The organism is Streptomyces sp. cg36, from assembly GCF_041080675.1.
Classification (GTDB): domain Bacteria; phylum Actinomycetota; class Actinomycetes; order Streptomycetales; family Streptomycetaceae; genus Streptomyces.
Map to the genome: position 1 here is coordinate 2,630,774 of NZ_CP163520.1, position 17,491 is coordinate 2,648,264.

General features: G+C 73.2%; 16 protein-coding genes. 13 read left to right on the top strand and 3 right to left on the bottom strand.

Annotation, left to right across the window (positions count from 1 at the left end; genetic code table 11):
* Positions 1-95: 95 nt before the first annotated feature.
* From AB5J87_RS11560 to AB5J87_RS11570, 3 genes are all read left to right on the top strand, one after another.
* A complete protein-coding gene (locus tag AB5J87_RS11560) occupies positions 96-1,310 on the top strand; it encodes an FAD-dependent oxidoreductase (protein ID WP_369376340.1) in 1,215 nt (404 codons plus the stop codon).
* Positions 1,311-1,674: 364 nt separating this feature from the next.
* Positions 1,675-2,217, top strand: coding sequence for a cupin domain-containing protein (locus AB5J87_RS11565; protein ID WP_369376341.1), 543 nt, complete (start codon positions 1,675-1,677; stop codon positions 2,215-2,217).
* A gap of 330 nt (positions 2,218-2,547) precedes the next feature.
* Entirely contained in the window at positions 2,548-4,308 is a 1,761-nt protein-coding gene (locus tag AB5J87_RS11570; protein ID WP_369376342.1) for an MFS transporter, read from the top strand.
* Between the two features lie 56 nt (positions 4,309-4,364).
* On the opposite strand, the gene AB5J87_RS11575 is transcribed toward AB5J87_RS11570, so the two are convergent.
* Complete coding sequence (locus AB5J87_RS11575) at positions 4,365-5,516, bottom strand: Ku protein (RefSeq protein ID WP_369376343.1); 1,152 nt, start codon at positions 5,514-5,516, stop codon at positions 4,365-4,367.
* Between the two features lie 40 nt (positions 5,517-5,556).
* Between AB5J87_RS11575 and ligD the strand changes: the two genes are divergently transcribed.
* Both ligD and AB5J87_RS11585 read left to right on the top strand, forming a co-directional pair.
* Positions 5,557-6,441: a non-homologous end-joining DNA ligase gene (gene ligD / locus AB5J87_RS11580; RefSeq protein WP_369376345.1), complete on the top strand. Its 885-nt coding sequence runs from the start codon at positions 5,557-5,559 to the stop codon at positions 6,439-6,441.
* Positions 6,438-7,334, top strand: coding sequence for an ATP-dependent DNA ligase (locus AB5J87_RS11585; RefSeq protein WP_369376347.1), 897 nt, complete (start codon positions 6,438-6,440; stop codon positions 7,332-7,334). Before ligD ends, AB5J87_RS11585 begins: the two co-directional genes overlap by 4 nt.
* Positions 7,335-7,539: 205 nt before the next feature.
* Here AB5J87_RS11585 and AB5J87_RS11590 read toward each other — a convergent pair whose 3' ends face one another.
* Positions 7,540-8,337, bottom strand: coding sequence for a nuclease-related domain-containing protein (locus AB5J87_RS11590; RefSeq protein ID WP_369376349.1), 798 nt, complete (start codon positions 8,335-8,337; stop codon positions 7,540-7,542).
* 107 nt (positions 8,338-8,444) lie between these two features.
* On the opposite strand from AB5J87_RS11590, the gene AB5J87_RS11595 reads away from it, so the two are divergent.
* The 7 genes from AB5J87_RS11595 to AB5J87_RS11625 all read left to right on the top strand — a co-directional run bounded on the left by AB5J87_RS11595 (position 8,445) and on the right by AB5J87_RS11625 (position 15,067).
* Positions 8,445-8,756 carry a zinc-ribbon domain-containing protein gene (locus tag AB5J87_RS11595; protein ID WP_369376350.1) on the top strand — a complete coding sequence of 104 codons (312 nt, stop codon included), beginning with the start codon at positions 8,445-8,447 and terminating at the stop codon, positions 8,754-8,756.
* A 79-nt stretch (positions 8,757-8,835) separates the two neighbouring features.
* Positions 8,836-9,486 (top strand): class F sortase, encoded by a 651-nt coding sequence (locus AB5J87_RS11600; protein ID WP_369376352.1) that lies wholly within the window; start codon positions 8,836-8,838, stop codon positions 9,484-9,486.
* A gap of 86 nt (positions 9,487-9,572) precedes the next feature.
* Positions 9,573-10,307, top strand: a complete 735-nt coding sequence (locus AB5J87_RS11605; RefSeq protein ID WP_369376353.1) for a hypothetical protein — start codon at positions 9,573-9,575, stop codon at positions 10,305-10,307.
* On the top strand, positions 10,304-11,587 hold the full coding sequence (locus tag AB5J87_RS11610; protein WP_369376354.1) for an ATP-binding protein: 1,284 nt from the start codon (positions 10,304-10,306) through the stop codon (positions 11,585-11,587). The genes AB5J87_RS11605 and AB5J87_RS11610 overlap by 4 nt, the downstream gene beginning before the upstream one ends.
* A 156-nt stretch (positions 11,588-11,743) precedes the next feature.
* The gene (locus AB5J87_RS11615) at positions 11,744-12,085 is read left to right on the top strand and encodes an SH3 domain-containing protein (protein ID WP_369376355.1); all 342 of its coding nucleotides are present in this window, start codon (positions 11,744-11,746) and stop codon (positions 12,083-12,085) included.
* A 154-nt stretch (positions 12,086-12,239) separates the two neighbouring features.
* A complete protein-coding gene (locus AB5J87_RS11620) occupies positions 12,240-13,619 on the top strand; it encodes an FtsW/RodA/SpoVE family cell cycle protein (protein ID WP_369376356.1) in 1,380 nt (459 codons plus the stop codon).
* A complete protein-coding gene (locus AB5J87_RS11625; protein ID WP_369376357.1) occupies positions 13,616-15,067 on the top strand; it encodes a penicillin-binding transpeptidase domain-containing protein in 1,452 nt (483 codons plus the stop codon). Before AB5J87_RS11620 ends, AB5J87_RS11625 begins: the two co-directional genes overlap by 4 nt.
* 103 nt (positions 15,068-15,170) lie before the next feature.
* Here the strand turns inward: AB5J87_RS11625 and AB5J87_RS11630 are convergent, their stop codons facing one another.
* Positions 15,171-16,277, bottom strand: coding sequence for a ferritin-like domain-containing protein (locus AB5J87_RS11630; RefSeq protein WP_369376358.1), 1,107 nt, complete (start codon positions 16,275-16,277; stop codon positions 15,171-15,173).
* Between the two features lie 227 nt (positions 16,278-16,504).
* Here AB5J87_RS11630 and AB5J87_RS11635 point away from each other — a divergent pair, with 227 nt between their 5' ends.
* Positions 16,505-17,434 carry a diiron oxygenase gene (locus AB5J87_RS11635; RefSeq protein WP_369376359.1) on the top strand — a complete coding sequence of 310 codons (930 nt, stop codon included), beginning with the start codon at positions 16,505-16,507 and terminating at the stop codon, positions 17,432-17,434.
* The last annotated feature ends 57 nt before the right edge of the window (positions 17,435-17,491 follow it).

Consider the following 17,491-nt stretch of genomic DNA (forward strand, 5'->3'; position numbering starts at 1 on the left):
CGGTCCCGAACGACCTTGGCACCGGGTGCACCCGTGGGGCATGCTCGCCGGGATCGAATCAGGACACATCACTGCGCGACGCCGAGGTGGCACGAATGGGAACCGAGACAACCACCTGCTGCATTGTCGGAGGCGGTCCGGCCGGCGCCATGCTGGGCCTGCTGCTGGCCCGGGCGGGCATCGAGGTCACCGTCCTGGAGAAGCACCAGGACTTCCTGCGGGACTTCCGGGGCGACACGATCCACCCCTCCACCCTCGACGTGCTGGCCGAACTCGGCCTGGCCGAACGGTTCCTGGCGCTTCCGCACCGCACCACGCCGGGGATCAACATGGTCACCGACACCCGTGACGTGCTCGTCGCCGACCAGCGCCTGCTGTCGGGCACCTACCCGTACATCGCGTTCGTGCCGCAGTGGGACTTCCTCAGCCTGCTGGCCGAGGAGGCCGCCAAGTACCCGCACTTCCATCTGAAGATGGGCGCGGAGGTGCACGGTCTGATCCGGGCGGGCGACCGGGCCGAGGGCGTGCGCTACCGGGACGCCGACGGCGAGCACGAGCTGCGCGCGGTGCTCACCGTCGCCGCCGACGGCCGCGACTCGGTCCTGCGCCGCCCGGCCGGGCTGGTGCCGCAGGCGTTCGGGGCGCCGATGGACGACCTGTGGTTCCGCATCCCGCGCGAGGAGAGCGACCCGACCGACACCTTCATCCGCATGGGCAAGCAGGGCCTGCTCATCGGGATCTGCCGGGACACGTACTGGCAGTTCGCCTATGTCATCCCCAAGGGCCGGTACGCGGAGCTGCGGGCCGAGGGCATCGAGTCGCTGCGCGCGAGCGTGCGCGAGCTGCTGCCGTGGATGGGCGACCGGCCGGACAAGATCGAGTTCTCGGACGCCCGGATGCTGGAGGTGCGCGTCGAGCGGCTGCGGCGCTGGTACCGGCCGGGCCTGCTCTTCATCGGCGACGCGGCGCACGCGATGTCGCCGGTCGGCGGGTTCGGGATCAACGTGGCGGTCCAGGACGCGGTGGCCGCCGCCAATCTGCTGGCCGAGCCGCTGCGGCGGGGCGTGGTGGGCACCGAGCACCTGGCGGCGGTGCAGCGGCGGCGGCTGCCCCCGGCCGTGGCGATCCAGCGGATGCAGATCCTGCTGCAGAACCAGCTGATCGCGCCGACGCTGCACGGCACCCGCGAGTCCAAGCCGCCGCGCTTCCTGGCGGTCGCCGAGCACGTACGGCCGCTGCGCATGCTGATCGCCCGGATGATCGGGTACGGGCCGCGCCCCGAGCACGTACGGATCCCCGAGCGGCACTGAGGACCCGGCGCCCGCTGCCCGCGCGGGAGGCACCGGAAGGGGCCGGGGCGGCGGAAGGGCTACCGGAAGAAGAGGTACCGGAAAAGGACACGGACCATAACGGGTCCGTGTCTTTTTCTTTGCCCCTCCACACACTCCCGACAATTTCGTTGACCCGGCAACCATGGATATCCACAAGTGTGCAACTGCGGAATTCCCGGGGTCGCACACAGGATTGCCACAGCCCCAGTTCAGCGGCCGTCCAAAGACCTGAGCGCCGCTGGAGCCCTGCCCGGCGGGCAAGTTGAGCGATGCTTGACCCGCACCCGCCGTCCCGTGCTAAACCCATAACGCCTTGATACGAATTCAAGCCAGAGAGGCATTCATGACGACCATCATCCTCCCCGAGGACCGCCCCGCCGGCCGCCGCGGCTTTGAAATCGTCCTGCCGAGCGGCGCCACCGAAGGGGCCGCCGCCCTCGTGGAAGGCGAGATAGCCGCCGCGACGCCCGGACCGCCGCTGCACACGCACGCCGAGTCCGACGAGACGTACTTCGTCCTGGAGGGCACGCTCGTCATGTACATCGACGGCGAGGTGACCACGCTCGGCCCCGGCGGGATGGCGCACATCTCCAAGGGCACCGAGCACACCTGGTCGACCACCCTCTCCGGCGGCTGCCACTTCCTGACCCTGCACCTGCCGGGCGGCTACGAGCTGTACCACCCGACCGCGCTCGCCGCCGAGCACGAGAAGGGCGGCCCGCTGATCCAGTCCGACCTGTTCGAGCTGGCCGCCAAGTTCGACTGGCGGATGGCGGGCACCGAGCCGCTGCGCCTCACCCCGGAGGGCGTCCTCGTCCCCGCGGGCCAGGCCGACGCCGAGGCCCAGCGGCTCCTCGCCGAGCACACCGGCCAGCCCGTCTCCTAGGCGGTCCGGGCCCCACCGGGACCCGGCGCCCGCACCCCCTCCCCGCCCCGCGAGGCCGATCCAGCCGGGCGGGGCTGCCGCCTGCCCCCGCGCGGTCCTCGCCACGCGCCGCGCGGGAGAGCCGGCGTGCCCCCGGGCTGACCCGGGCGGACACGGGCTGACCTGCCAGAAGTCACACCCCTCAGCCCTGCCTCGTCTTCCTGGTGACGCACTTTTTCCTGCCGCCACGGCAAGGAGATCCACGAATGGCACGCATCCCTTCACGCTCCATCCGTCACGACCGGGCTGGGACGGCCTCGGTCACCACGATCGGCCAGAGGTAGAAACGCCATGACTCACGACACGCACGCCGGAGCCGACACGCCCGGCGGAAGCCGTGCGGGGGACGCGTCCGGCGAAGCGCCGACGCTCGACCCGCGCCGCTGGCTCGCCCTCATCATCGTCCTGGTCGCCGGGTTCATGGACATGCTCGACGTGACCATCGTCAACGTCGTCATCCCGAGCATCCAGAAGGACCTGCACGCCGACTACACCCAGATCGAATGGGTCGTGGCCGGGTACGTGCTGGGCTTCGCGGCCCTGCTGATCACCGGCGGCCGGCTCGGGGACATCTACGGCCGCAAGAAGATGTTCCTGATCGGCGTGGCGGGCTTCACCATCGCCTCGACGCTGTGCGGTGTGGCGAGCGGGCCCGGCATGCTGATCGGCGCGCGGTTCTTCCAGGGCGCCATGGCCGGTCTGATGGTCCCGCAGATCCTGGCGATCATCCACGTCACGTTCCCGTCCGAGGAGCGCGGCAAGGTGCTCGGCATCTGGGGCGGCGTCCTCGGCTCCGCGTCCGTGGCGGGCCTGATCGTGGGCGGCGTGCTGGTCGACGCGAACATCGCCGACCTGGAGTGGCGCCCGATCTTCCTGGTCAACATCCCGGTCGGCATCGGCGCGCTGATCGCCGCCTGGTTCTACGTGGGCGAGTCCAAGTCGGCCGCCGCGCCCAAGCTCGATCCCATCGGCGTGGTCATCGCCGTCTCCGGCATCCTGATGCTGGTCTATCCGCTCGCCGAGGGCCGCACCCTGGGCTGGCCGGCCTGGACGTACGCGCTGATGGCGGGCTCCGTCGTGGTCTTCGGCATCCTCGTCGCCTTCGAGCGCCACCGCACCCGGACCGTGGGATCGCCGCTGGTGGTGCTCAGCCTCTTCAAGGAGCGGGCGTTCACCGCGGGCATGCTGGTGTGGACGCTGTTCTGGATCGCGCTGGGCGGCTTCTTCCTGGTGTGGACGCTGTACATGCAGCTGGGTCTGGGCTGGTCGCCGATGCGCGCCGGTCTGACGGGCGCGGCCTTCGCCGTCGGTGCCGCGGCCGGCTCCGGCCTCGCGGTCGAGGTGTTCACCCCGCGCATCGGCCGCCTCACCCTGATCGGCGGGGCGCTCCTGAACGCGCTGGGCTTCGCCGCGTACATCCTCGTCGCCCACCACTACGGACCGGGCATCCCGTCCTGGCAGATGATCGCGCCGCTGGTGGTCACCGGCTTCGGCTTCGGCCTGGTGGTGGCGCCGATGATCGACGCGATCCTCACCAAGGTGCCCGCCAAGGACGCGGGTTCGGCCTCCGGTCTGCTCGGCACCACCCAGCAGGTCGGCATGGCGCTCGGCGTCGCCCTGGTCGGGGTGCTCTTCTTCGGCCACCTCTCCAGCGACTCCGGCCACGGCGTGGACAAGGTGACGCCGCAGCTGCGCCAGGAGCTGGTGGCCGCCGGGGTCCCGGCGAACGGCGTCGACGACATCGTCAAGGGCTTCCGGGCCTGTGTGCACGACCGCTCCGCCGAGTCCGACCCGACCAAGGTCCCGGCCAGCTGCCTGCCCTCCTCGGTCCCGGGCGCGGACAAGGTCCAGCCGATCCTGACCAAGCAGGGCCAGGCGGCGGTGAGCCACAACTTCGTCAAGAGCTTCGACCTCAGCCTCTGGTACGGGGTCGGCATCCTGGTCCTGGTGGCGCTCGGCATGTTCGCGCTGCCCCGCGAGGTGCACGCGCGCGACCTGGACGCCGAACTCGCGGCGCTCGGCGAGCCGGTGGCCCGCAGCGGCAGCGCCTGACGGGGCGGGTCCCACGACCGCTCCGACCCGGCTCCCCGCGGGAGCGCCGCGGCCCTTCAGGCCGAGGCGCGCTTGCGGGGAGCCGCCTTCTTGGCCGTCTTCTTCGCCGTCGTGGCGGTGGACTTCTTCGCCCCGGACGCCTTCGGGGAGGCGGCCGACTTCTTGGCGGCGGAGGTGGACTTGGCGGTGGCCCCGGCCGTCGCCCCGGCCGGTGCGCTCCTGGTGGAGGTGGTCTTGGTGGCCGTGGTCCCGGACCCCGCCGTCCGCGTCCTCGACCGCGCCTTCGCCGGTGAAGTGGCGGACTTCGGGGCCGACTTGGCGGACTTGGCCGTCTTCGCGGGCGCCTTCGCCCCCTTCTTCGCGGCGGTCCCGCGCGGCTTCAGCTCGGTGACCTCCGCCTCGGTGGCCTCCGCCGGTTCCGCCTCCTCGCCGCGCGCCCGCCGGGCCGCGCGCACACTGCTCTCCAGCGCCGCCATCAGATCGATGACCTGGCCGCCGCCCGCCGCCGCCGGAGCCTCGGCCGGGGGCAGCGCGCCGTCCGCCTTGGAGGCGATCAGCGCCTCCACCGCCTCCCGGTAGTCGTCGTGCAGCGACTCCACGTCGACCTCGCCGAGCGTGTCCATCAGGGCGTCGGCCAGGTCGAGTTCGGCGTCGCGCACCCGTACGTCGGTGTCGGGGGCGACGCCCTCGGGGGCGCGGATCTCGTCCGGCCACAGCAGCCCGTGCATCGCGATGACGTCGTCCACCACCCGCAGCATCCCGAGCCGCTCCCGGCCGCGCAGCGCGAACTTGGCGACGGCCACCTTCCGGCTGCGCTTGAGCGCCTCCCTGAGCAGGGTGTACGGCTTGGCGGCCGGCACCCCGTTGGCGCTCAGGTAGTACGCCGCGTCGATCTGGAGCGGGTCGATGGAGTCGGCCGGGACGAAGGCGACGATCTCGATGGTCCTGGCGGTGGGCAGCGGCAGTGCGGCCAGGTCCTGGTCGGTGATCGGGATCAGCGAGCCGTCGGCGTCCTCGTACGCCTTGCCGATCTCCGCGGCGTCCAGCTCCTCGCCGTCGAGCTCGCACACCTTGCGGTAGCGGACCCGGCCGCCGTCCGCCGTGTGGATCTGGCGGAACGAGATCGAGTGGCTCTCGGTGGCGTTCACGAGCTTGATCGGGATGCTGACCAGCCCGAAGGAGATCGCACCGTTCCATATGGATCGCACGCTTCATCCTTTTCGCCAGGAATAGTGGGATTCTCATCCTATGACGCCGATCACCTGGGTGGAGGGGCGGCGGATCGCGCTCTCCCGGCTGGAGAAGGTCCTCTATCCGGCGACCGGCACCACCAAGGGCGAGGTCCTGCACTACTACGCCTCCGTCGCGGGCGCCCTCCTGGCCCATCTGCACGACCGCCCGGTGTCCTTCCTGCGCTATCCGGACGGCCCCGCAGGTCAGCTCTTCTTCACCAAGAACCCGCCGCCCGGCACGCCCTCCTGGGTGAAGACGGCCCCGGTGCCGCGCTCCGGGGACAGCGCGGCCCGCCAGGTGACGGTCCCGGACCTCGCGACCCTGATGTGGGCGGCCAACCTGGTGGTGGAGTTCCACACCCCGCAGTGGCGGGCCGGGGCGCCCGCACGGGCCGACCGGATGGTCTTCGACCTCGACCCGGGGGCCCCGGCGAGCGTGGTGGAGTGCTGCGCGGTGGCCGGGTGGCTGCGGGAGCGGCTGACGGCGGACGGGCTGCACGCCTACGCCAAGACCTCCGGCTCCAAGGGGCTGCACCTGCTGGTCCCGCTGGAGCCCACCGCCTCCGAGCACGTCTCCCGGTACGCCAAGGCGCTGGCCCGGGAGGCCGAGGCCGCGCTGCCGGAGCTGGTCACCCACCGCATGGCGCGCGACCTGCGGCCCGGCAAGGTGTTCGTCGACCACAGCCAGAACTCGGCGGCGAAGACGACGGCGGCGCCCTACACCCTGCGGGCCAGGGAGCGCCCGACCGTGTCCGCCCCCGTGTCCTGGGACGAGGTGGGGGGCTGCCGCTCCCCCTCCGACCTGGTGTTCCTCCTGGGTGACATCGGGCCGAGGCTGGCCCGGGACGGCGATCTGCTCGGCCCGCTGATCAACCTCAACCGGGCGGGGCGGCTGCCGTGACGCTCCGGCCGCCGGTGCGGGTGGCGCTGGCCCGGTCGGTGCGGGAGCTGCCGCGCGGGCCGGGCTGGAGGTACGAGCCGAAGTTCGACGGCCACCGGATGCTGGTCTTCCGGGAGGCCGGCGCGGTGGTGCTCCAGGCCCGGTCCGGGCGGATCGTGACGGCCGCGTTCCCGGACCTGGTGGCGGCGGCCCTCGCGGTGCCCGCCGGGTGCGTGCTGGACGGGGAGGTGGTGGTGTGGACCGGGGGCCGCACGGACTTCGCGGCGGTGCAGCGGCGGGCGGCGGCCACTCCCGCCCGCGCCCGGCCGCTGGCCGAGCGGCTGCCCGCCTCCTACGCCGCCTTCGACGTGCTGGCCGACCGGGACGAGGACGTACGGGCCCGGCCGTACGAGGAGCGGCGCGCGCGGCTGCTGGCCCTGCTCGGCGCGCTCGGCCCGCCGCTCCAGCCGGTGCCGTCGACGGACTCCGTGGAAACGGCCCTCACCTGGTACGAGACCCTGCCCGCGAGCGGTATCGAGGGGCTGGTGGCCAAGCGCGCGGACTCCCCCTACCGGGGCGGCACCCGGCTGTGGCGCAAGCTGCGGCACACCGACACCTGGGAGGCGGCGGTGGTGGGGTTCGTGGGCCCGGCCCGGCGCCCGGCCGCGCTGGTGCTGGTCCTGCCGGGCGACGACGCGGTGGCGGTGTCCAGCCCGCTCACCCCGGCGCTGCGGGCGGAGGCGGGCCGGGCCGGACTGCGCCCCGCGCCCGGCTCCCCCACCGCGATCGCCCCGGGCTGGGGCGAGGTGGCGTACGTACCGGTGGAGCCGGGCCGGCTGCTGGCGGAGGTGGAGCGCGGGACGGTGCGGCACCCGGTGACGACGGTGCTGCGCCTGCGGCCGGGCGAGCCCTGAGCCGGGGGCGGGCCCGCGCGCGGGTCCGGCACACCCCGTGCCCGCGCGGGACCGTGCCCGCGCGGGACCGTGCCCGCGCGGGACCGTGCCCGCGCGGGACCGGCGAACCCCGGCCCGGGCGCGTGCGCGTCCGTCCGCGCGCGACCCCGCCGCGACCGGCTCGGCCCGGAGGCCGTCCCCTCGTCGCGTCCGCCCGCGCGGGACCTCACGCCTTCAGCCACGTCCTGCGGTCGCGGGCCGTCCAGTACAGGCCCTCGATGTCGCCCGGCTTCAGTACGCCGCCGAGGCGCCCCAGCTCCGCGAGTCCGGTGTCCCGCACCACCCGGACGTCGTGCGGCCCGGCCCCGTCGACCCGGTCCGCCCCGGCCAGCACCACCAGGGGCCGCACGCCCGCCGTGAGCGCCAGCGAGGCGCGTTCGGCGTCGTGGCGGGCCCGGCGCAGCAGGGGCTGGGGGGCCGCGCGGCCGACCGTGACCAGCGGGTCGGCCAGCCGGACCCGGTGGCGGGCCGCGGCCACCGTACGGACGGTCAGCACGCCCGCCGGGCCGATCAGCAGGTGGTCGAGCCGGGCCTCCCCGGGCAGCGGCACCGAGTGCAGCACCCGCCACCCGGCCCCTTCCAGCGCGTCCAGCTGAGCCCCCACCCGCTCGTGCGCGGCGAGCTCGGCGCGGCGCGGGTCCTGGCGGAAGCGGCGCTGCTCGCCGTGGCGCTCCAGGGCGGCCAGGAGCGCCTCGCCGGGCCGGTTGGGGGCGAGGTCGTCGTCCGGGTGCAGGGAGAGCCGGGCCAGGTCGGCGGCGGTCGGCACGGGGGGCGGGCCCACGCTGACGTCACCGGTCACGAACGGCGCGAGCGCCGCGAGGACCTCCTCCCGGCGCTCCTCGATGAGCAGGCTGACCCGCCCGCTCTCCCTGTCGTACCAGGCGGCGTTCGTCCCGTCCGCAAGACTCACGTACAGCCGTGCCCGGCCGTGCCGGTGGACCGGTGTCACCCGCAGTCCCGACATCCCGCATCACCCCCACGACCATGGGACCAGCACCGCCCGCGCAGGGCAATATCGCGGCTCGTATAGTGCGTGCCTCACACGCGCTTTGCCTCGGGAGGGGAAGTCCGATGCTCATATGGGGCACCAAGGGATATCTGTACCAGCTGGCCATGATGACGCTCGTCTGCCAGAACTGCGGCAACCCGGCCGCGCACGGGCTGCGCAAGTACGTCACCAAGTTCACGCTGTTCTTCGTCCCGCTCTTCCCGGTGTCCACGAAGTTCCGTACGCAGTGCACGTTCTGCGGGCTGGAGCAGCAGATCGCCAAGGAGCAGGCCGAGCAGCTGCTCGCGATGGCCGCCGGGCCGCAGCCGGGGCAGCCGCAGCCGGGCCACCAGCAGCCGGTCCAGGCCCAGGGGCACAACCCCTACCAGCGGTGATGGCCCGGTGACGGGGCATGTGGGGAGCTGTTACAGATCCGGGAAGGGTCCGCAACACCCGCCGCCTACGGTGGTGGACATGACCGTTTCCCCGCCCTCCCGTCCCCGCCCGCGCCGCGCGGCGCGGCTCGCGGCCGCCTCCGCGCTCACGCTGGCGCTCGGCGGCGGCCTGCTGGCGTGCGGCTCCGGCTCCTCGTCCGGCGCCAAGGCCCCGGACGTGAACGTGCGGAACGCCACGGCCACCCCCCAGGCCCGCCAGCAGGTGGGTCCGCTGAAGGCCGCCGAGCCGACCCGGGTGGTCATCCCGTCGGCGGGGGTCGACGCGAGTCCGGTGCTGCGCCTCGGGCTCGACGACCAGCAGGAGCTCCAGGTGCCGCCGGTCGACAAGGCGGAGCTGGCGGGCTGGTACACCGGCAGCGTCACGCCGGGCGAGCGGGGTGCTTCGGTGATCGTCGCGCACTACGACACGGCGAAGGGTCCCGCGCTGCTGCGCGAGGTGAAGAAGATGCACGTGGGGGATGTGATCGAGGTCGGCCGCGCGGACGGCTCCACGGCCGTATTCAAGATCCGCGAAATTCAGCAAGTGGACAAAACCGACTTCCCAACGAATAAGGTTTATGGGAAGACCGACCGTCCGGAACTCCGCCTCATCACCTGCGGAGGCCCGATCAGGAACGGCCACCGTTCGGCCAACATCATTTTCTACGCGGATCTGATGAAGGCGAAGTAGCTCGCAGGCCCGGCGGCAGCCGGGGGACACAGGCCCGGGGCCGTGCGGCCCGGGCCGCACGGAACCGCCCGCACGACAGGAGCACCTTGACCCGCCACCGCCGACCCGCCCGCGCGGCCCTGCTGCTGGCCGCCGGGGCCGCCGCGCTGTCCGGGCTGCTGTGCGGCTGCGGCAACGCGGGCGGCCTGGAGGGCGCCGGGGCGACGCCCACGGCGATCGGCCCGGTCCACCTCTGGCCCGATCTGCCCAAGCCGACCACCACTCCGCTGGACTACGGCGAGACCCAGACGGAACGGGTGCCCGGGGTGAAGGTGCCCGGCGACGACGTGCACCGGCTGGACCCGGTGGCGGTGGTCCAGGCGGAGGTGCGGGCCCACCCCGATCAGTACACCGGGGCCGACGGACTCTATGAGGAAACGGTTCGCCAGTTGAATCAGTGCGGGTCGAAGCCCAGGGCCTGCCCGGTGCTCAAGGCGTACTACCGCGATGTGACCGGCGACGGCAGGGACGATCTGATCCTCGGCATCAAGATGCCCGAGCAGCAGCTGGCCGTGCGCTGCTACATGCCCGACAAGGGCGGCCTGGTCCGGATCATGTCCACCTCCGACCAGCTCATCGGCGTGGAGCTGGCCGGGCGGGACATCATCCTGCACTCGGTCTCGGCGGGCATCCCCGGCTACGAGTACCGCACGGCCTGGTCCTGGGACGGCCACCAGCGCGCGATGCTGCCGACCCGCGACGAGATCATCCGGGTGGAGCCGCAGGGCTCCGCCAAGCCCGCCCCGCACCCGCGCCCCAGCTCCTCGGCGGGCCGGCGATGAGGCGGCCCCGCTGGACGGCGACGCTCACCTGGAAGGCCGCCGTCTTCATCACCGTCATGTGCTGCGCGCTCGCGGCGCTCCTCGGCGTGCTCGTCCACGTATCGGTGACCCGGCAGACGGTCGGCCAGGCCCGCGACAAGGCCCTGGACCGGCTCACCGAGGTCACCCGCGCCTACGAGGCGGGCGAGCCGCTGCCGCCCGGCACCGGCGTCGACCTCACGGGCCTGCCGCCGTCGCTGCGCGCCCTCGCCGTCTCCGGCCAGCGCGGCACGCTCGTCGCCGACGACGCGCGCGGGCGCCCCACCATGTGGGCGGCGGGCCCGGCGGACGGGCGGGCGATAGCCGCCACCATCGACTACAGCCAGGGCGCCCGCACCATCAACGGCCTGGACCAGGCGATCCTCGGCTCGTCCATCCTCGCCATCGGCGCCACCCTGCTGGTCGGCGTCCTCGGCGTCACCCGGGTCACCCGGCGGCTGCACCAGACGGCCACGGTGGCCCGCCGGATCGGCGCGGGCGACCTGGACGCCCGGGTCGACGACCCCCGGGCCAAGGACCCCTCGCGCCCGCAGGACGAGGTGGCCACGGTCGCCGGGGCGCTCGACACCATGGCCGGGACGCTCCAGAACAAGCTGCTGAGCGAGCAGCGCTTCACCGCGGACGTGGCGCACGAGCTGCGCACCCCGCTCACCGGGCTGCACGCGGCGGCCGAACTGCTGCCCGAGGGGCGGCCCGCGGAGCTGGTGCGCGACCGGGTGCGCGCGATGCGCTCGCTCACCGAGGACCTGCTGGAGATCTCCCGGCTGGAGGCGGGCAGCGAGACCGTCGACCTGGACCTGGAGTACCTGGGCCCGCTGGTGGAGCGGGTGGTGCGCGGGTCGGGGACCGGGGCCCGGGTCGTGGTGGTCCGCGACGCCTGTGTGGAGACCGACAAGCGGCGTCTGGAGCGGGTGCTGGCCAATCTCGTCGGCAACGCGCACAAGCACGGCGCCGCCCCGGTCGAACTGACCGTGGACGGCCCGGTGGTGACCGTGCGGGACCACGGCGCCGGCTTCCCGGCGTACCTGCTGGACCACGGCCCGCAGCGCTTCCGCACCGAGGGCGGCAGCAAGGGCCACGGCCTCGGACTGACCATCGCGGTCGGCCAGGCGGCGGTGCTCGGGGCGCGGCTGCGGTTCGCCAACGCGCCGGACGGCGGCGCGATCGCCTGGCTGACCCTTCCGGAGTACCGGGACGCCGACGGTTCGTCAGGCGCCGCGGAGGAGCCCGGCCCGGCGTAGGGCGGGCCGGTGCGGGAGGCGCGGGCCCGCCGCCGTCCCCCGTCCGGCGGCACTCCCCCCTCGTAGCGCTTTGCGTACGTCAAGGAGCGAACCTAGCGTCGGAGGGGCGAGCCAAGGGCCGTCCCCCACGGTCCTCCACTTCCCCAGGAGGCACCCATGCCGCACCGCTCCCCCCGCGCCCTGCTCGGCCTCGTCCTGGCCGCCACGACCGTCACCGCGCTCGCGGCGGCCGGTCCCGCCGCCGCCGAGGAGTCCGCCCACAACGACTACAAGGGCCGGGTGACGGCCAAGTCGGGCCTGCTGCTGCGGGACAAGCCGACCCGCGGCAGCCGGGTGGTGGGCATCGCGCGGTACGGGTCGATCGTGCACATCTTCTGCAAGACCCGCGGCGAGCGCGTCGAGGGCAACTACCTCTGGTACCTCCTGGAGGACGGCACCTGGGCCTGGGCGTCGGCGGCCTTCATCGACAACATCGGCGCGGCGCCGCGCTGGTGCTGAGCCGCGGGCCCGCCCCGCGCATCCCCCGGGGAGCCACGTCTTCGCGGACGTGAACTCCTCGGGGGCCGCGAATGACGGTCCGCCAAAAGCCCCACTTCTCGGCACACTATGACATAAAGGGACACAAGGGCCTCGGCTTGCTACGTTGCGGTCCATGACCGCACCGACGGCGGCGGACGAGCCCCCGCCCGCCCTCCGGCTCCCCCGGCGCCGGGGCGTCGAACTCTCCCTGCTCGTCGGCGCCCTGCTGGTGGCGGGGTACGGATACGCCGAGGTCGGCCTCGCCAGGAGCGGCGCCCTGCCGCGCGACGCGCTGCGCCACGGCGCCGGGCTGGCGCTGCTCGCCCTGCTCGCCCATCTCGCGGTCCGGCGCCGCGCCCCCTACGCCGACCCGCTGCTGCTGCCCATCGCGGTCCTGCTCAACGGGCTCGGCCTGGTCCTGATCCACCGGCTCGACCTGGAGACCCCGCACACCCGGGCCGCCTCCGCCCAGCTGCTCTGGTCCACGATCGGCGTCGGCCTGTTCATCGCGGTCGTGGTGGCCGTGCGCGACCACCGGGTGCTCCAGCGGTACGCGTACCTGTGCGCCGCCACCGCGCTGGCCCTGATGGTCGCGCCGGTCCTCTTCCCCGCCGTCAACGGCGCCCGCATCTGGATCCGGCTGGGCGGGCTCTCCTTCCAGCCCGCCGAGTTCGCCAAGATCCTCTTCGCGCTGTTCTTCGCCGCCTATCTGGCGGCCAACCGCAACGCGCTGGCGTATACCGGCCGCCGGGTGTGGCGGCTGCAACTGCCCACCGGCCGGGTGCTCGGCCCGATCGCGGCCATCTGGCTGCTCAGCGTCGGCGTACTGGTCCTGGAGCGCGACCTGGGCACCTCGCTGCTCTTCTTCGGCCTGTTCGTGGTGATGCTGTACGTGGCGACCGGCCGCACCGGCTGGATCGCGGTCGGGCTGCTGCTGGCGGCGGTCGGCGCGGCGGCGGTCGGCTCGTTCGAGCCGCATGTGCACGGCCGGGTGGAGGACTGGCTGCACCCGTTCGCCTCCATCGAAGCGGGCCAGGGCCCCGGCCAGCTGGCCCAGTCGCTCTTCGCCTTCGCGGCGGGCGGCATGTTCGGCACCGGTCTCGGCTCCGGCCACTCCGTCCTCATCGGGTTCGCCGCCAAGTCCGACTTCATCCTGGCGACGGCGGGCGAGGAGCTGGGCCTGGCGGGGCTGACCGCCGTGTTCCTGCTGTACGCGCTGCTGATCGCGCGCGGCTACCGGACCGGGCTGGCGCTGACCGACCCCTTCGGGCGGCTGCTCGCGGTGGGGCTCGCCTCGATCCTCGCCCTCCAGGTGTTCGTGATCGCGGGCGGGGTGACCGGGCTGATCCCGCTGACCGGCATGGCCATGCCGTTCCTGGCCCAGGGCGGCTCCTCGGTGGTCACCAACTGGATCATCGTGGCGCTGCTGATCCGGGTCAGCGACCGCGCCCGGGCCCCGCTGCCGGCCGTCGCGGCCGGGGCGCCCGTACCCGTTCGGACGGAGAGCCGATGACCCGCTGCATCCGCCGGGCCGCCGCCCTGGCCCTGCTCCTGCTGGCGGCGCTGCTCGTCAACGCGGCCCGCGTCCAGGTCTTCCAGGCCGACGCGCTCAACGCCAACTCCGCCAACCGCCGCACCCTGCTGGCCCGTTACGAGCAGCCGCGCGGCGACATCCTGGTGGACGGGGACGCGGTCACCGGCTCCCGGGACAGCGGGCAGGCGCTGCGGTACGAGCGCACGTACACCGAGGGCCCGCTGTACGCGCCGGTGACCGGCTACGCCTCCCAGGTGTACGGGGCGTCGCTGGTCGAGGGCGCCGAGGACCCCGTCCTGTCCGGCACCTCCCCCCTGCTCGCCCCGCTGTGGGGCGGCCTCACCCGCAAGCGCCAGCCGGGCGGGGACGCGGTCACCACCATCCGGGCGGGCGTGCAGCGGGCCGCGTTCGACGGGCTCGCCGGGCGGCGGGGCGCGGTCGCCGCCGTGGAGCCGTCCACCGGCCGCGTCCTGGCCCTGGTCAGCAGCCCCTCCTACGATCCGGGGCGGCTGTCGGGGACCGGGCGGGCGGTGAAGGACGCCTGGTCGGCGCTGAACGCGGATCCCCGCCAGCCGATGCTGAACCGGGCGATCCGGCAGACCTATCCCCCGGGCTCCACCTTCAAGATCGTGACGGCGGCGGCGGCGCTGGACGCGGGCGCCGTCACCGACGCCGACGCGCCGACCACCGCGCCCGACCCGTACGTCCTGCCGGGCACCAGCACCGCGCTGCCCAACGAGGCGAGCGGCTGCGCCAACGCCTCCCTCGCCTACGCGGTGGTGGTCTCCTGCAACTCGGTGATGGCGCACCTGGGGGTGAAGGTGGGGCTCGCCGGGATGCTGGAGGCGGTCGGCCGGTTCGGCTTCAACGACCCCCGGCTGCGGATCCCGTCCGCCGTCGCCAAGTCCAACTTCGACACCAGGATGGGCCCCGACCAGCTGGCGCTCTCCTCCATCGGCCAGTTCGACACCACGGCGACCCCGCTGCAGATGGCGATGGTGGCGGCGGCCGTCGCCAACGGCGGCGAGCTGCGCCGCCCCTATCTGGTCGAGCGCTCCACCGACCGGCGCGGCACCACGGTCGCCCAGCCGGACCACCACGACTACGGCCAGGCGATGAGCCCGGCGACCGCCGTCCGGCTCCAGCAGCTGATGGTGGACGTGGTGGAGAAGGGCACCGGCACCAACGCGGCGATCCCCGGCGTCCGGGTCGGCGGCAAGACCGGCACGGCCCAGAACGGCGTCGGCAACCGCGGCCTGCCCTACGCCTGGTTCATCTCCTGGGCGCAGGCCCCCGACGCGGGACAGCCCGCCGTGGCGGTGGCGGTGGTGGTCGAGGACGCCGAGGCCAACCGCGCCGACATCAGCGGCGGCGGCGACGCGGCCCCCCTCGCGAAGGCGGTGATGGAGGCCGCGCTGAAGGGCTGACCGGTCCCGTAGGGCCGACCGGGGGCGGCAAGGCGCCAACGGGCCTGCCGGGCCGCCCCCTCGGGACGGCCCGCGGCGCGGTGGCCGCGCGCCGCCGCCGGGCTCAGCCCGCCGCCCCCTGGGCGATCGCCGCCTCCACCTCCGCCACCCGCGCCGTCTCCTCCTCGGCGAACCGCTCGCGGTCCAGGCGCTCGGCGATCTCCTCGTCCTCGGCCATCAGCAGGTCGAGGTTGGAGTCGCCCAGTTCGAGTACGCCCATGTCCACGTAGGCCTGCTGGAGGCGCTTGCCCCACAGGCCGATGTCCTTGACACAGGGGACGATCCGGCTGAACAGGAGCTTGCGGAACAGGTGCAGGAACTCGTTCTGCTCCGAGAACCGCTCGGCCTCCGCCTTGGGGACGCCGAAGTTCTCCAGCACCTCCACCCCGCGCAGCCGGTCGCGCATCAAGTAGCAGCCCTCGATGACGAATTCCTCGCGCTCGCGCAGCTCCGCGTCGCCGAGCTGCTTGTAGTAGTCGCGCAGGGCCATCCGCCCGAAGGCCACGTGCCGGGCCTCGTCCTGCATCACGTACGCGAGGATCTGCTTGGGCAGCGGCTTGTCGGTGGTGTCGCGGATCATGCCGAACGCGGCGAGCGCGAGCCCCTCGATGAGGACCTGCATGCCGAGGTAGGGCATGTCCCAGCGGGAGTCGCGCAGGGTGTCGCCCAGCAGGCTCTGGAGGTTGTCGTTGACCGGGTAGAGCATCCCGATCTTCTCGTGCAGGAACCGGCCGTAGATCTCGGCGTGCCGGGCCTCGTCCATGGTCTGGGTGGCGGAGTAGAACTTGGCGTCCAGGTCCGGCACCGACTCCACGATCCGCGCCGCGCACACCATCGCGCCCTGCTCGCCGTGGAGGAACTGGCTGAACTGCCACGCGGTGTAGTGCTTGCGCAGCTCGCCCTTGTCCTTCTCGGTCATCCTGGACCAGTAGCGGGTGCCGTAGAGGGTCATGGCCTCGTCGGGGGTGCCCAGCGGGTCGTACGGGTCGACCTCCAGGGCCCAGTCGATGCGCTTGGCACCGTCCCACTGCTTGTCCTTGCCCTTCTGGTAGAGGGCGAGGAGACGTTCTCTGCCGTCGTCGTACTCCCAGCTGAAGCGGGCGGCCCCGGTCGCCGGGACCGTCCAGAGGGGATCGTGCGGGCCGTTCACATACAGGTCCTGCGTCGACACGTGCGGCTCCTTCGCCTCGCGGTAACACCTGACTGCCCGTTACACCGCCGGTTCCCTGGCAGGCTCACACGTTGGTAGACGCCGGGTCAACAAGTCGGTCCCAAGGGATTGACGAGCTTGCTGACAAGCAGTCTCATAAGAGGCGACCGCCGGTAACTCCCGCCGGGAGACCGCCCCGGCCGGTCGCGGACCGGCCGGAACCGACCCCACCCGAGGTGCCACCAGCCATGACGACCGTCACCGAAAGCGAACTGCTGCGCGACGCGCTCGGCCTGCTCAGGGGCCGCGAGGAGGTCGCCGAGCGGCTCCTCGCGTCGTCCGCCAAGCACTCCTTCGACCCCGACAAGGAACTCGACTGGGCGGCGCCGTTCGAGGACGGCAAGTGGTTCTGGCCGCCGGAGCTGCTCTCCCTCTACGACACCCCGCTGTGGCGGAAGATGTCCGAGGAGCAGCGCCAGGAGCTGTCCCGCCACGAGGCGGCCTCGCTCGGCTCGCTCGGCATCTGGTTCGAGATCATCCTCATGCAGCTGCTGGTGCGGCACATCTACGACAAGTCCGTCACCAGCAACCACGTGCGCTACGCCCTCACCGAGATCGCGGACGAGTGCCGCCACTCGATGATGTTCGCCCGCATGATCAAGAAGAGCGGCTCCCCCGACTACCCCGTCCCCCGGCTCTACCACAACCTCGCGCGCGTCCTGAAGACCGTCTCGACCACCCCCGGCTCGTTCGCGGCGACGCTGCTCGGCGAGGAGATCCTGGACTGGATGCAGCGCCTCACCTTCCCGGACGACCGGGTGCAGACCCTGATGCGCGGCGTCACCCGCATCCACGTCGTGGAGGAGGCCCGCCATGTCCGGTACGCGCGCGAGGAGTTGCGCCGCCAGATGGTCACCGCCCCCTCCTGGGAGCGCGAGCTGACCCGGGTCAGCTGCGGCCAGGCGGCCCGCGTCTTCTCCATCTGCTTCGTCAACCCCAAGGTGTACGAGAACGTGGGCCTGGACCGCCACGAGGCCGTCGCCCAGGTCAAGGCGAGCGGCCACCGCCGCGAGGTGATGCAGAACGGCGCCCGCCGGCTCACCGACTTCCTGGACGACATAGGCGTGCTGCAGGGCGTGGGCCGGCGCCTGTGGCGGAGCTCCGGGCTGCTGGCCTGAGCGCCGCCGCGTGCCCCCCACTCCCGGCCAACCGCGCGCATGTGCCGGGTTCAAGCG